Source organism: Streptomyces venetus (assembly GCF_039540295.1).
In the GTDB taxonomy this organism is placed as follows: domain Bacteria; phylum Actinomycetota; class Actinomycetes; order Streptomycetales; family Streptomycetaceae; genus Streptomyces; species Streptomyces venetus.
Map to the genome: position 1 here is coordinate 640,748 of NZ_BAABET010000003.1, position 13,045 is coordinate 653,792.

General features: G+C 71.8%; 12 protein-coding genes. 5 read left to right on the forward strand and 7 right to left on the reverse strand.

All coding sequences use genetic code 11. The annotated features are described in order from the left end of the window. Window positions 1-6 precede the first annotated feature (6 nt). The 4 genes from ABEA82_RS12765 to ABEA82_RS12780 form a co-directional block, all read right to left on the reverse strand. The gene (locus tag ABEA82_RS12765) at window positions 7-486 is read right to left on the reverse strand and encodes a copper chaperone PCu(A)C (RefSeq protein WP_345661519.1); all 480 of its coding nucleotides are present in this window, start codon (window positions 484-486) and stop codon (window positions 7-9) included. Continuing rightward, the gene (locus ABEA82_RS12770) at window positions 483-1,136 is read right to left on the reverse strand and encodes an SCO family protein (RefSeq protein WP_345661520.1); all 654 of its coding nucleotides are present in this window, start codon (window positions 1,134-1,136) and stop codon (window positions 483-485) included. The genes ABEA82_RS12765 and ABEA82_RS12770 overlap by 4 nt, the downstream gene beginning before the upstream one ends. A gap of 95 nt (window positions 1,137-1,231) precedes the next feature. Next, window positions 1,232-1,972, reverse strand: a complete 741-nt coding sequence (locus ABEA82_RS12775; RefSeq protein ID WP_345661521.1) for a YcnI family copper-binding membrane protein — start codon at window positions 1,970-1,972, stop codon at window positions 1,232-1,234. 145 nt (window positions 1,973-2,117) lie between these two features. Further along, entirely contained in the window at window positions 2,118-2,930 is an 813-nt protein-coding gene (locus tag ABEA82_RS12780) for a hypothetical protein (RefSeq protein ID WP_345661522.1), read from the reverse strand. Window positions 2,931-3,176: 246 nt separating this feature from the next. Here ABEA82_RS12780 and ABEA82_RS12785 point away from each other — a divergent pair, with 246 nt between their 5' ends. Continuing rightward, window positions 3,177-3,647 (forward strand): ATP-binding protein, encoded by a 471-nt coding sequence (locus ABEA82_RS12785; RefSeq protein ID WP_345661523.1) that lies wholly within the window; start codon window positions 3,177-3,179, stop codon window positions 3,645-3,647. A gap of 74 nt (window positions 3,648-3,721) precedes the next feature. Here ABEA82_RS12785 and ABEA82_RS12790 read toward each other — a convergent pair whose 3' ends face one another. Beyond that, window positions 3,722-6,751: a glycine--tRNA ligase gene (locus ABEA82_RS12790; protein ID WP_345661524.1), complete on the reverse strand. Its 3,030-nt coding sequence runs from the start codon at window positions 6,749-6,751 to the stop codon at window positions 3,722-3,724. 139 nt (window positions 6,752-6,890) lie between these two features. Here ABEA82_RS12790 and ABEA82_RS12795 point away from each other — a divergent pair, with 139 nt between their 5' ends. After that, on the forward strand, window positions 6,891-7,145 hold the full coding sequence (locus tag ABEA82_RS12795) for a hypothetical protein (RefSeq protein WP_486389418.1): 255 nt from the start codon (window positions 6,891-6,893) through the stop codon (window positions 7,143-7,145). Further along, window positions 7,132-8,004 carry a triphosphoribosyl-dephospho-CoA synthase gene (locus ABEA82_RS12800; protein WP_345661525.1) on the forward strand — a complete coding sequence of 291 codons (873 nt, stop codon included), beginning with the start codon at window positions 7,132-7,134 and terminating at the stop codon, window positions 8,002-8,004. The genes ABEA82_RS12795 and ABEA82_RS12800 overlap by 14 nt, the downstream gene beginning before the upstream one ends. On the opposite strand, the gene ABEA82_RS12805 is transcribed toward ABEA82_RS12800, so the two are convergent. After that, complete coding sequence (locus ABEA82_RS12805; RefSeq protein WP_345661526.1) at window positions 7,994-9,493, reverse strand: aminopeptidase P family protein; 1,500 nt, start codon at window positions 9,491-9,493, stop codon at window positions 7,994-7,996. The genes ABEA82_RS12800 and ABEA82_RS12805 overlap by 11 nt on opposite strands. A 75-nt stretch (window positions 9,494-9,568) precedes the next feature. Next, window positions 9,569-11,083 carry a PP2C family protein-serine/threonine phosphatase gene (locus tag ABEA82_RS12810; RefSeq protein ID WP_345661527.1) on the reverse strand — a complete coding sequence of 505 codons (1,515 nt, stop codon included), beginning with the start codon at window positions 11,081-11,083 and terminating at the stop codon, window positions 9,569-9,571. 502 nt (window positions 11,084-11,585) lie between these two features. Between ABEA82_RS12810 and ABEA82_RS12815 the strand changes: the two genes are divergently transcribed. Both ABEA82_RS12815 and ABEA82_RS12820 read left to right on the forward strand, forming a co-directional pair. Further along, the gene (locus ABEA82_RS12815) at window positions 11,586-12,251 is read left to right on the forward strand and encodes a bifunctional DNA primase/polymerase (RefSeq protein WP_345661528.1); all 666 of its coding nucleotides are present in this window, start codon (window positions 11,586-11,588) and stop codon (window positions 12,249-12,251) included. A gap of 55 nt (window positions 12,252-12,306) precedes the next feature. Next, window positions 12,307-12,948 carry a hypothetical protein gene (locus ABEA82_RS12820; RefSeq protein WP_345661529.1) on the forward strand — a complete coding sequence of 214 codons (642 nt, stop codon included), beginning with the start codon at window positions 12,307-12,309 and terminating at the stop codon, window positions 12,946-12,948. The last annotated feature ends 97 nt before the right edge of the window (window positions 12,949-13,045 follow it).

A 13,045-nucleotide genomic window follows, 5' to 3' on the forward strand; every position in this document is an offset into this window, starting at 1 on the left:
CCTCCCTCAGTGTCCGGTCTTCGGGGTGTAGGTCGCCGACTTCACCGGTATCTCCACCTCGACGGGGCCGGAGTGGGCGAAGCGCAGCTCGACGGAGACGGTCTGGCCTTCCTTCGGCTCGCGCTTCAGCTGCTCGAACATCAGGTGGTTCCCGCCGCTCTCGAGGACCAGTGCACCGTGTGCGGGGACCTTCAGGCTCTTGACCTCCCGCATGGCTCCGCCGGTTGTCTCGTGCACGGTGACCTGCCCGGCGACGTCGCTGGTGACCGAGGTCAGCTCGTCGGCGGCACCGCCCTTGTTGGTGACGGTGAAGAAGCCGGCCGCCATCTCGTCGGAGACCGGCTGCGGCATGTAGGCGGAGCCGACGGAGAGTTCCGCCTTGCCGCCGGAACCGGAGCTCCCGGAGTCCGGGTCCGAGCCGCCGCAGCCCGCCAGTGCCAGCGCTCCGGTGAGGACGAGGGCCGCCGGGCCGAGCCGCCGCGTCACGGCTTCTGTCCCTTGACGAGCTTGGGCAGGTCCTTGGTGTAGTCGTCGACGGTGGCGTCCTCGCCGTAGAGCACATAACCGCCGTCGGTCTTCGGCGAGAACGCGATGACCTGTGTGCCGTGCTCGGAGATGAGCTTGCCGTTCTTGTCCTTCTTCGGCGGGTCGAAGGCGATGCCGAGGGTGCGGGCTCCGGCCTGGATGGTCGAGAAGTCGCCGGTGAGACCGACGAACTGAGGGTCGATGCCCTTGAGCCACTTGCCGAGTTCGGCCGGGGTGTCACGGTCCGGGTCGGTGGTGACGAACACGACGCGCAGGTCGTCCTGTTCGGCCTTGGGCAGCTGCTTCTTGGCCACGGCGATGTTGCTCATGGTCGACGGGCAGACGTCGGGGCAGTGGGTGTAGCCGAAGTAGATCAGCGTGGGCTTGCCCTGAGTCTCCTTGCGGAGGTCGTACTTCTCGCCCCGCGAGTCGGTGAGGACCAGGTCCGGCTTCTCGAAGGGCTGGTCGAGGACGGTGGCGGCCTTGTCGCTGCCGGGCTCCTCCGACACCACGGCGACGGGCTTGTCGTTGTCGCCGCCACTGCCGCAGGCGGTCAGGGTGAGGGAGGCGGCGGCGAGCAGTGCGGCCGCGGCGAAGGTCTTGGTGCGCATAGAAAAATGTCCCAGTCGTCGGTGACCCGGCGCGCACCGGGGTGCCCCCTGTGCGGGGGCGGGGGCCCGGTGCGCGCCGTGCAACGGAAGCAGCCTCAGGCGTTGGTGCGCCGACGCCCGGCGAGTACGCCGTAGGCGACGCCGGCCGCGCCGACCACGATGCCGACGACGCCCAGGACACGGGCGGTGGTGTCGGTGCCGTCGGCGGAGCCGGAGTCGGCGGCGGTCTCGGCGGAGGCCTTCTCGGCCGACTCGGCGTCAGAGGCATCGTCGCCGGAGGAGCCGTGGTGCCCGTCCTCGGAGGCGGCGGACAGCTCCAGCACCGGCGCCGGGTTGTCGGGCTCCTCCTGGCCCTTCTGCGGCACCTCGATCCAGCGGACGACCTCCTTGTTGGAGTACGTCTGGAGGGCCTTGAAGACCAGCTGGTCGGTGTCCTCGGGCAGGGTGCCGACGGAGACCGGGAACTTCTGGAAGAAGCCCGCCTCGATGCCGTCGCCGTCGGCGGTCCAGGTGACCTTGGTGACGGCCTCGGAGATCTTCTCGCCGTGCATCTCCAGCGGCTTGTCCAGCTTGGACTTGGTGACCTCGATCTTCCAGCCCGGGACCGGCTCCGGCATGACGGAGGCCAGCGGGTGGTCGGTGGGGAAGTTGACTTCGAGCTTGGTCGTCGAGGCGTCGTCGCGCTCGTTGGGGACCTTGAAGTCGACGACCGCGTAACCGCCCTTGGCGGCCTCGCCCTCGGGCTGCACGCTGACGTGCGCGAAGGCGGGGGCGGACAGGGCGAGCACGGTGATGCCGGCGGCGGCACCGGCCGCGGCGATACGGGAAGCCTTCATGGAAGGGGCACTCCGCTGTGAGTCGTTTTTTCGATGGACGAGAGAGAAGAGGGATCCGCGCACGCGCGCGTGCCGCACGACGGCGGTCCCTCCTCCGAGTCGTCCGAAGAGGTACGCGGAGAGACGGAGTGGTGTTCGCGTCGTGTCAGGCGGCGAGAGCGAGTGCGGAAGCGGTGGCCGCGGCGGCCGGCGGGCCGCGCCGGATCACCGTGTGCTGGAGTGCGGTCGTGCGCGGCATCTCGGGCGCGGGGTGCACGGCGTGCGCGGGGCGCGCAGATGTGTCGGGCGCGCCGGGGAGACCGGCGCGCAGGGCACGGACCAGTGCGAGCGCGGCCCGCAGGGAGCGCACGAGCGCCCCTTCGGTGACGCCCTGCGCCGACAGTTCGGTGAGCCGCAGCAGAGCCAGATCGCCGTGGCGCAGCAGCCAGCCGGCGGCGATCGCCGCGAGGACGTGGCCGAGCAGCATCGGCAGGGACGGCCAGAGCGCGGCCGACGCCCCGGCGTCCGCCATGTGCGTGTGCGCTCCCGCGTCCGGCTGGACCCGGGCGTCGGTGAGGATCTTGTGGGCCTGTGCCGGACTGATCGCCGCCGCCGTGGTGCCGCACACGAGCCGCGCGGCCTGCTGGACCAGCGCGGTGTCGCTCGTGCCCGTCGACGTCGAGGACGCGGCGGCGGCCGTGCCGTGCTGGCCGAGTCCGAACAGCGTGTGCAGCACGGTCTGACCGGCGGCGAGCGCCGCGGTGATCACCGGCAGCGAGCGCACGCGCCCGGCGAGCGGTGCCGCGACCGCGACCACGCCGAGGAACCCGGCGCCCAGCGTCCACAGCGGGATGCTGTCGCAGGAGGCGAGCGCGTGACCTGCCCCGGCCAGCACGACACAGACCGCGGCGAACACCGCGGCCCGGAAGATCCGGAGTGTGTGTCCGGGGCGCGTCGTGGGCGCGTGGGGGGCAGTCATGGCGGGCTCATCATCGCACTGGCCCCGTAGGCCCCGTACGGCAGGTCCGCAAGATGCCGAACGACCGGAACGTCACCGTCTGGCCCGGACCGCCCCCCCATACACCGGCACCACCCTCCCCCAATACACCGATCAGGACCAGTGCGCATCCGCCGTATGGGCGGCGTCACGTCAACTTCACGCTTACATGCGGGGGCTCGGGGCAATACGTAACGGTATGTCGAGCCGCGGCCAGGAGGCTGGAGCATGAGCATCTGGTGGTCACTCCATCTGCGGCGTGAGGCTGCCAGCGTGCCACTCGCCAGGCGCCTGCTGATCGGCACCATGGAGACCGCGGGCGTCGATCCCGACATCTCCTACGACCTCTCCGTCGCCCTCAGCGAGGCCTGCGCGAACGCCGTGGAGCACGGTGGGGACAGGGCACGCGGCGGTCCGGGTTCGGAGGCCTACCGCGTCACCGCCTACCTCGACGGCGAGAAGTGCCGCATCGAGGTGGCCGACGCGGGTCCGGGGTTCCCCGGGGCGTCCGCTGGCCGCTCCCGCCCGCAGATCCGTCCCGCGCACGCCGACGCGGAGCACGGCCGGGGACTGTGCCTGATCCAGGAGCTCGCCGACCACGTCCACATCAACAACAAGCCGGGCCGGGGCGGTGCCGTGGTGAGCTTCGACAAGGTCCTCAAGTGGCGCGAGGGTGCCGCACCGCTGATGGCGGTCTAGCGCCTCAGCGTCGACGCTGTTCGATCCGGGGGCGGTGTTTCACGTGAAACACCGCCCCTTCGACGTGCTCCCGGTTACAGCGCGCCCCAGTCCAGCGTCGTACGCGCCAGCCCTGCCACCTCCGTGAGCAGCGCCAGCCGGGCCGCGCGGACCGCCGGGTCGGGGTCCATCACCAGCACCTCGTCGAAGAAGACGCCGATCGCCTCGACCAGCGGGCCGGAGACCTCGATCAGCGCGGCGAGGTCGTCCTCCCGGCCCTGCAGCGCCTGACGTACGGTCTCCGCACTCTCGGCGAGACGCAGCTCGGCGGGCGCGGTCAGCAGGGACGGGTCCGCCGCCTCGACGCCGCCCTCGGGGAGGATGCGCACCACCCGCTGGAAGGCGGCGGCAAGGGCCTCGAAAGCCTCCGTGCCGATGTGCCGCTCCAGCGTGGCCAGCGTGCGGTCCCCGTGGGCGGGCCGGTCGGCCCACCCCAGAACGGCCTGCACCAGCCGGTGCTCGTGCCCGGCGTCCGTGAGCTGCTGCTCGTAGCGCCGGGTGACCAGCTCGGCGGCCGCGGCCACCCGCTCGGCGGGTACCTCGACGCCCTGTGCGGCGTACCGTACGGCCGCCGCGCGCAAGCCGTCGCTCACCCGGAGACCGGCCACGGCGGGCGCGGTCCGCAGCACGTTGAGCAGCCCGATCGCCGCCCGGCGCACCCCGTACGGATCGGAGCTGCCGGTCGGCTCGGCGCCGATCAGGAACATGCCGGTCACCAGGTCGAACCGGTCGGCGAGCGACATCACGGCCCCGGCGTCCCCGGTCGGCAGCGCGCCACCGGCGGAGCGGGGCAGCTCCATCTCGGCGAGAGCCTGGGCGACCTCCGGCGACTCACCCGCCCGGCGGGCGTACTCCTCGGCCATCACCCCGGCGAGGCCGGAGAACTCGATGACCATCTGGGAGGCCAGATCGAACTTCGCCAGCGCACCGGCCCGCCGGACGACGTCCATCGTCTCCTCGGCGAGTCCGGCGCGCCTGGTCAGGTCGAGGGCGAGGACGGCGATGCGCTCGGCGCGGTCGGCGACCGTACCGAGCCGGTCCTCGAAGGTCAGCTTGTCCAGTCGCCGGCGGAACTCGGCCGGCGGCACCTTGAGGTCGGCCCGCCAGAAGAACGCGGCGTCCTCGTAACGGGCCCGCAGCACCGCCTCGTTGCCCGCCCGCACCACGTCGTCGTCGCACAGGGCGTTGGCGAAGGTGACGAAGTACGGCATGAGGCGCTCGCCGTCCATCACGGGCAGATAGCGCTGGTGCTTGCGCATGACGGTGGTCAGGACGCTCGCGGGCAGCTCCAGGTAGCGCTCGTCGAACGACCCCCGCACGGCGTAGGGGAACTCCAGGATGTCGGTGATCTCGTCGATCAGACCGGCCTGGTCCTCCACGTCGATCCGCCCGCCCACCTCGGCCGCCGCCTCCAGGGCGCCGCGCACCACCGCGCCGCGCCGGGCGTCCCGGTCGAGCAGGATGCCGTGCATGTGCAGGAAGTGCGGGTAGCCCTCGGCGGCGGTCACCCGGACCTCCGGGTAGGGGGCCTGGCGGTGCACGCGCGTCGTGTCGCCCGCGGTCAGCGAGGAGACCACCACCGGAAGCGGAGTCCGGCCGAGCAGCGCGAGCAGCCAGCGCACGGGACGTGAGAACGACAGGCCCGGGTCGCTCCACCGCATGTTGCGGCCGGCCCGCAACCCGGACACGACCTCGGCCAGCAGATCGCTGAGCACCTCGACGGCCGGACGCCCCTCCTCGTGCCGGGTGACCGAGACGTACGCGACACCCTTCACGTCGACGACCCGCACATCCGCCGGATCGGCGCCCTGACTGCGGGCGAAGCCCAGCAGCGCGGCGGTGGGGGCGCCGTCCTTGTAGGCCGCGGCGACCTTGGGCCCACGCACGGTCCGCACGGTGTCCCGCTCACGCGGCTGCACGTTCTCGACCGTGATCACGATCCGGCGCGGCGTGGCCATCACGGTGATCGCGCCGTGCCCCAGCCGGGTGTCGGCCAGTTTGGCCGTGACCGACTCGCGCACCGCCTCGGTGGTGGCGGGAACGTCGGCGTACGGCAGTTCCTCCACTCCGATCTCGAACAACAGGGTCTCGACGCCGGGCACCTTGGGCAGCGCGGGGCGCTGTGCCGGGGCCGGGGCGGCCGCCACCCCCAGGGGATGCTCCAGCGCGGCCCGCCGTCGCTCCCACAACGTGGCCGTCTCGTGCGTCAGACCGCGCATCAGCGAGAACGCCTTGGCCCGCTCGGTGGTGCTGATGGCGCCGCGCGCGTCGAGCACGTTGAAGGTGTGGCTGCACTTGAGGACGTACATGTACGCGGGAACCGGCAGTTCCAGGTCGAGCAGGCGCCGGGCCTCGGCCGCGTACGACTCGAAGAGCCGGTGGTTGGTGTCGAGATCGGCGTCGTCGAGGTAGTAGCGGCTCATCTCGTACTCGTTCTGCCCGAACACCTCGCCGTAGGTGATGCCCGGCGCGTAGACGATGTCCTTGAAGTGGGACACGCCCTGAAGGTTCATCAGGATGCGTTCGAGGCCGTACGTGATCTCCACCGACACCGGGTCCAGCGCGACGCCGCCGACCTGCTGGAAGTAGGTGAACTGGGTGATCTCCATGCCGTCCAGCCAGACCTCCCAGCCCAGCCCCCAGGCGCCGAGCGCGGGGGAGGCCCAGTTGTCCTCGACGAACCGCACGTCGTGCGCGTTCAGATCGACACCGAGCGCCCGCAGGCTGCCCAGGTACAGCTCCTGCGGATTGCCCGGATCGGGCTTGAGGATGACCTGGAACTGGGTGTGGGTCTGGAGCCGGTTGGGGTTCTCGCCGTAGCGCGAGTCGTCCGGCCGGACGCTGGGCTCGACGTAGGCCACGCTCCACGGCTCGGGGCCGAGCACCCGCAGTGCCGTGGCCGGGTTGGCCGTACCGGCTCCGACCTCCGTGTTCAACGGCTGCGTGATCATGCAGCCGTTGTCGCTCCAGTACTTCTGCAGGGTGAGGATGGCGTCCTGCATGGTCAGCGCCGTCTTGACGTTCTTCATGGTGATCGTCGCCTGTTCCCGGAGTCGGCTCGGCAAGGTGCGCCATGATCTCATACGTCAACTAGCGCTGACCTGCGGTTTTTTGGCCCCTGGCCGGATGCTTGCGGTGAGTTCACAGCAGTCTCTCAGCCCAGCCCCACGCCCCTGACGGGCGACGTCCCTAGATTCCCCGCTCATGACGGGAAACCACAGGGACACGGCGACCGACACCGGCGGCCAGAAGGAGGACGGTACCTACGAGGGCGGCAAGGTCAACTTCACCGGCCAGCTCTTCTTCGACGACACGATCGCCGAGTCGGTCTTCGCCCTGGAGCCGGTGCACAAGAAGGATCCGGCCAAGGGGTACAAGGGCTCCCTGACTTTGGGTAGAGACCCGGACGCGGAGAACACGGGCGCGGGCGGTGGGGGAGGCGGCGTTGCACAACCGTGAGGACGAGGCACTGGCACAGGCCGCCGTCGACGCGCTGGTCGGCCAGCTGGCCCTGGCACCCAAGCCGGGCCTGCCCGATCCGCGCGACCTGACCGCCCGGGCCACTCGCCGGGACCACAGCGCCCTGCGCTGGTCGGCCAGGGCACTGCTCCCCGGCCTCACGGCGATGGCCGCCGCGGCCCGCCGCACGGGCGAGCCCAGTGCCCGGCTCCGGGCGGAACTGGGCGCGATCGGACGCTCGACGGAACACACGGTGGGCCTCGCGGGCGGTGGCCACCGAGGCGCCCTGTGGACATTGGGCCTGCTCGTGGCAGCAGCGGCACTCCGCCCGGACGCCGAGCCGGCGGACACCACAGCCCTGGCCAAGCAACTGGCCGCCCACCCGGACCGCCGCGCCCCCCGCCGCCCCTCACGCGGCTCCACGGTGTCGGCCCGCTACGGCGCGGCCGGTGCCCGGGGCGAGGCCAGAGCGGGCTTCCCGCATGTCCGCCGCGCCCTGACCGCCCTCACGACCGCCCGCAAGCAGGGCGCCTGTGAACCCCAGGCCCGCCTGGACGCCCTGCTCACGGTGATGTCCACACTCCAGGACACGGAACTGCTGTACACGGCGGGGCCCCTGGGCCTGCGTCATGTGCAGGCGGAGGCCCGCGGCGTCCTGGAGGCGGGCGGAACGGCAACGGAGCCGGGTGCCGTGGCTCTGCGAGCCCTGGACACCGACCTCAGCAGCCGAGCCTGGATCCCCCGGGGCAGCGCCCCGTTGCTCGCGGGCGCACTGTTCCTCGACGCCCTTGGATCTTCAGGGGCGCGGCGAACTGCGCGACCAGCCCCCACGCACCCGCGGACGACGATCAACCCCTGACAGAGGCCATCCACTGCTCGACCTCGTCCGACCGCCGCGGCAACGCGGCACTCAGATTCCGGTTGCCGCTCTCGGTCACGAGGATGTCGTCCTCGATCCGCACCCCGATCCCCCGGTACTCCTCCGGCACGGTCAGATCGTCGGCCTGGAAGTACAACCCGGGCTCGACGGTCAGACACATCCCCGGCTCCAGCACACCGTCGACGTACGTCTCGGTCCGCGCGGCTGCGCAGTCGTGCACGTCCATGCCGAGCATGTGCCCGGTGCCGTGCAGCGTCCACCGCCGCTGGAGCCCCAGCTCCAGCACGCGCTGCACCGGCCCCTCGACGAGCCCCCACTCGACGAGCTTCTCGGCGAGCACCCGCTGTGCGGCGTCGTGGAAGTCCCGGTACTTCGCCCCGGGCTTCACCGCCGCGATGCCGGCCTCCTGGGCCTCGTACACCGCGTCGTAGATCTTCCGCTGGATCTCGCTGAACCGGCCGTTGATCGGCAGTGTCCGCGTCACGTCGGCCGTGTAGTACGTGTGCGTCTCCACACCCGCGTCGAGCAGCAGCAGATCGCCGGAGCGCACGGGCCCGTCGTTGCGCACCCAGTGCAGCGTGCAGGCGTGCGGCCCGGCCGCGGCGATCGTGCCGTAGCCGACGTCGTTGCCCTCCACGCGCGCGCGGAGGAAGAACGTGCCCTCGATGTACCGCTCGGAGGTCGCCCGGGCCTTGTCGAGGACCTTCACCACGTCCTCGAAGCCGCGCACGGTCGAGTCGACCGCCTTCTGCAGCTCGCCGACCTCGAAGTCGTCCTTGACCAGTCGCGCCTCGGAGAGGAAGACCCGCAGCTCCTCGTCCCGCTCGGCGGTGACCTTGTCGGTCAGCGCGGCCTCGATACCGGCGTCGTACCCGCGCACGACGCGCACCGGGCCGGTGGCCTCGCGCAGGGCCCCGGCCAGCTCACGCACGTCGGAGGCGGGGATGCCGTACAGCCGCTCCGCCTCGGTGAGGGAGTGGCGGCGGCCGACCCACAGCTCGCCCTGGCCGTCCAGCCAGAACTCGCCGTTCTCACGGTCGGAACGGGGCAGGAGGTAGATCGTCGCCTCGTGGCCCTCGTCCTTGGGCTCCAGGACCAGGACGCCGTCTGCGCTCTCGTCGGGCCGGCCGCCGGTGAGGTAGGCGTACTCGACGGAGGCCCGGAAGGCGTACTCGGTGTCGTTGGAGCGGGTCTTCAGGTTGCCCGCGGGGATCACCAGCCGCTCGCCCGGGAAGCGCGCGGACAGCGCGGCCCGGCGGGCGGCGGTCTCGGCGGCCTGGGGGACGGGCTCGAGGTCACGCAGCTCGGTGTCGGCCCAGCCGCTCTTCATGTTCTCGGCAAGCTCGTCGGACACGCCGGGGTACAGTCCGTTCTTCCGCTGCTTGATGGGCTCTTCGCTCTCGTCCGGGCCCGCTGCGTCAGCAGCAGCATCAGGCACTGCCGGGTTGAGCTCCTCCGCCACGGTCATCCTCCTCGATACGGCGCTGGACCGCCTCCACTGTACGGCGACGCGGAAACGGTCCCAGGGCGATGACGAGGAGCGTTACTCGAAACGCACCGCCAGCAGGACGACGTCCTCCGTACCCTCCGCCGCGTCCGGTCCGTCCGGCAGCACGCTGCGCAGAACGTGGTCGGCGACCGCGCCGGGGTCGCGCCGCAGCGTCCTGGGGACCCCGGCGGCCGCCGCGTGCAGCCGGGCGAAGGCGCGGTCGGTGGTCTCGCCGGTGCGGTGCAGCAGCCCGTCGGTGTACAGCAGAACCGTCTCTCCACGGTCGGCGAGGATCTCCACGCTCGGCGCCTCCCAGCAGGCGAGCATGCCCAGCGGGGCCGAGACCGACGTCTCCACGAACTCGGTGCGGCGCTCCCCGACCAGCAGCGGCGGGCTGTGCCCGGCACCGGCCAGCGTGATCTTGCGGGCGGCCGGTTCGCAGTAGCCGAACAGGGCGGTGGCCGAGCGGGCCGGCTCGGTCAGCCGCAGCAGCAGCTCCAGGTCCGACAGGACGGCGACCGGGTCCTCCCCCTCCATCACGGCGTACGCGCGCAGCGATGCCCGCAGCCGTCCCATCGCCGCGACCGCGCTGGGTCCCGACCCGGTGACCGAGCCGACGGCGAGGCCGAGGGCGGCGTCGGGCAGCGGCAGCGCGTCGTACCAGTCACCGCCGCCGCGCGGGCCGGTGCGGTGCCGGGCGGCGAGCTGGACACCGGCCACGCGCGGCAGCCGCGCGGGCAGCAGCTCGTCCGACATGGTCGCCATGGCCGCGCGGGTGCGCTCCAGTTCGAGGAGCCGCGCGAGGTGCTCGGCGGCGTACCGAGCGTACAGGCCGATGAGGTGGCGCCGGCGTTCGCCGGGCTCGGCGGGTTCGTCGTAGAGCCAGACGGCGGCACCGAGGCGGCCGGCGGTCTCGGTGGCCAGGGGGAGGGCGTAGCTGGCGGCGTAACCGAGGTGCGCCGCGACCTGGCGGTGGCGGGGGTCGAGCCCCTCCGCGGCGAACAGGTCGGGCTCGGCGATGCCGTCCTCGCCGCCGGGCAGTCCGTCGAGGATCCGGCCGTAGGACAGGGCGCTGCGGGGCACGGTCTCGATGTGGCCGAGATCGGCGCGCGCCAGGCCCAGGCCGATGGTGGTGTCCGGGCCGAAGCCGTCACCGGGTTCGAGGACGACGAGGCCGCGCCGCGCGCCCACGAGAGCGGCCCCGGCCCGCAGCAGTTCCTGGAGCGCCTCGTCGAGCCCGGTCGTGCGGGCCAGGCGCTCGGTGAGCTCGTGCAGGGTGGTGAGGTCGGAGACCCAGCCGGCGAGTCGGTCCTGGAGTACGGCGCCGGGTGGGCCGGGGGGAGGTGGCGGGGCGGTCGGGGAGGAAGTAGCCGCGATGGGCGCGACAGTGTGTGCGGGCGAAGGAACCGTTGAATCGATTCCAGCCACTTTCGGAGGGTGCGGGGCGTTCATGGCATCCGGCTTTCCGACCGGTGCGTACTGCTCAAAAGCATCGCAAACCCCCATGTCATTCTGCGCCGCTAGCAGTGTCTCCACATGTACACGCACTCGTGAGGGGATGTCCAGCATTGTCCTGCTGGGATTCCTGGTGTCCGAGAGGGCTGAGGGGGAAATGTTCCTTCCTCTTGCGTAAAAGCAAAGTTGGCTTAAAACTGCCGCAGTGGACGGCTTATTGCGGTCGACTGGGCTTGCTCGACGGAGCGTCACGACGGTCGTGATGGGTACGTACTCGGTGAAGGCCAGGGGTGGTCGGGAACCACCCGGAACCTGGTGACGGACCCGGGCGTCCTATCCACCGACGACCGTGCCCCATCCTCCCGTGGCGGAGGCGGAGAGAAATACGCGCGACGGCAAACGCCATACTTCGCCACCCCTACGCCACGCCCGTGCTTTTGACCGACGCAGTATGGGCGCGACGGCCGCGGAGGCAGCCAAAGCTCGACCCATAGGGGTTCCCCGTGCTTCCAGCAGGGGTGTGATGCGCCCATAGGTACGCACAGTGAAGTGATCGACACATGGTGTGATGTGGACCACGGTGTTGCCGGCGTGCAACGGAAAGGAACGAGCGCTCATGCGCGAGATCCTCGGAAGGCGACGCAGGCTCCTGTCCCAGCGCAACGACGGGACGCCTGAGCTGATCGGCGCGGCCCTGACCTACGCGACCCAATGGCAGTGGCCCGTACTCCCGGGAGTGGCGGCGGACCCGCAGGGGACGGGCGGCTGCGCCTGCCCCGACCCGGAGTGCACCGTGCCCGGTGCGCACCCCTTCGACCCCGGCCTCCTCGCGGCCACCACCGACGAGCGCATGCTGCGCTGGTGGTGGGGCAACCGGCCCGCGGCGCCGATCATCCTGGCCACCGGCGGCAAGGCCCCCTGCGCGGTCTCGCTGCCCGCGCTGCCGGCCGCCCGCGCCCTCGAAGCGCTCGACCGCACGGGCATGCGGCTCGGCCCGGTCGTGGCCTCCCCCACCCGCTGGGCGATCCTCGTGAAGCCGTACTCCATGGAGCAGCTCGGCGAGCTGCTGTACGCCAAGGACTTCGTGCCCGGCTCCCTCCGCTTCCACGGGGACGGCGGCTACCTGGCCCTGCCCCCGTCCGAGGCGGGCCAGGGCGAGATCCGCTGGGAGCGGGCGCCGCTGCCCGGCTCCGCCTCGCCGTGGGTGCCCGATGTCGAGGCCGTGGTGGACGCCGTGGTCGAGGCCCTCACTCGTACGGGTGTGAGCGCGCCCGAGTTCTAGCGACGTAGGGCGCGCCGAGCCCGGCTTTCGCCCCGGCGCGTTATGTTCCGGGGCCATGCCGCGTCATGCCCGGGGCCGTTCCCGGGACCCCCGAAAGGTCCGTCTGCTCGCCCTCGCGGGCACCGTGGCGGTGTGCGCGATCGCACTGCCGCTGGCGGTGGCGTCCGGGTCCGTGGACTCAGGGAGCCGGGTGCACTCCGAGAGACCGGCCGGCGAGGTCGGGGCAGGCGGCGGCCCCGTGTCCGGTTCCGTACGGGAGGGCGTACGTCCCTCCCGGCCCTCCCCGTCGCCCGCCGACGGCAAGGCGCCGTCCGCCGTCACCGGCCTCCCCACGCTCGGCCAGGGCCTGGCGACCGCGGTGCGCTGCGGTCCCGAACTCTCCTCCCCCGACGGCATCGAGGCGCAGACCTGTGTCGTGACGCAGGGCGCGGACACCTGGGCGCGGACCTACTACCGCAATGCGACCGGCCGTGCGCTGGACGCCGTACTGAGCCTCATGGGTCCCGGAGCCCGGACCGTGCGGATGACGTGCGCCGTGGGGCCGGAGGACGAGCCGCGGACGTGCGAGACACCACGGGAGCCAGCGCGGGGCGACCTGGCGGCCCACACGGCGGTCGCGGAGTTCGCCCGGCGGGCGGGGGAAGGGCCGCTGTTGCTGCGCTCGGGAAGCAACTCCCCTGTGGAAGCGGGTAGTTGAGAAGCGCCTGTGTTCCGTGAACGGATGCGCGCATGAAAAGACCCGGTTGCTGGCGACGGGGGATGCACCAGCAACCGGGCTATAGGAACGGTAACAA

Bases quoted from the DNA above. Each gene is read 5' to 3' on its own strand.
- ABEA82_RS12820 (WP_345661529.1), top strand. From the start codon at position 12,307: ATGCCGCGTCATGCCCGGGGCCGTTCCCGGGACCCCCGAAAGGTCCGT.
- ABEA82_RS12810 (WP_345661527.1), bottom strand. From the start codon at position 11,083: ATGCTGGACATCCCCTCACGAGTGCGTGTACATGTGGAGACACTGCTA.
- ABEA82_RS12805 (WP_345661526.1), bottom strand. From the start codon at position 9,493: ATGACCGTGGCGGAGGAGCTCAACCCGGCAGTGCCTGATGCTGCTGCT.
- ABEA82_RS12785 (WP_345661523.1), top strand. From the start codon at position 3,177: ATGAGCATCTGGTGGTCACTCCATCTGCGGCGTGAGGCTGCCAGCGTG.
- ABEA82_RS12775 (WP_345661521.1), bottom strand. From the start codon at position 1,972: ATGAAGGCTTCCCGTATCGCCGCGGCCGGTGCCGCCGCCGGCATCACC.
- ABEA82_RS12770 (WP_345661520.1), bottom strand. From the start codon at position 1,136: ATGCGCACCAAGACCTTCGCCGCGGCCGCACTGCTCGCCGCCGCCTCC.
- ABEA82_RS12815 (WP_345661528.1), top strand. From the start codon at position 11,586: ATGCGCGAGATCCTCGGAAGGCGACGCAGGCTCCTGTCCCAGCGCAAC.
- ABEA82_RS12795 (WP_486389418.1), top strand. From the start codon at position 6,891: ATGACGGGAAACCACAGGGACACGGCGACCGACACCGGCGGCCAGAAG.
- ABEA82_RS12780 (WP_345661522.1), bottom strand. From the start codon at position 2,930: ATGACTGCCCCCCACGCGCCCACGACGCGCCCCGGACACACACTCCGG.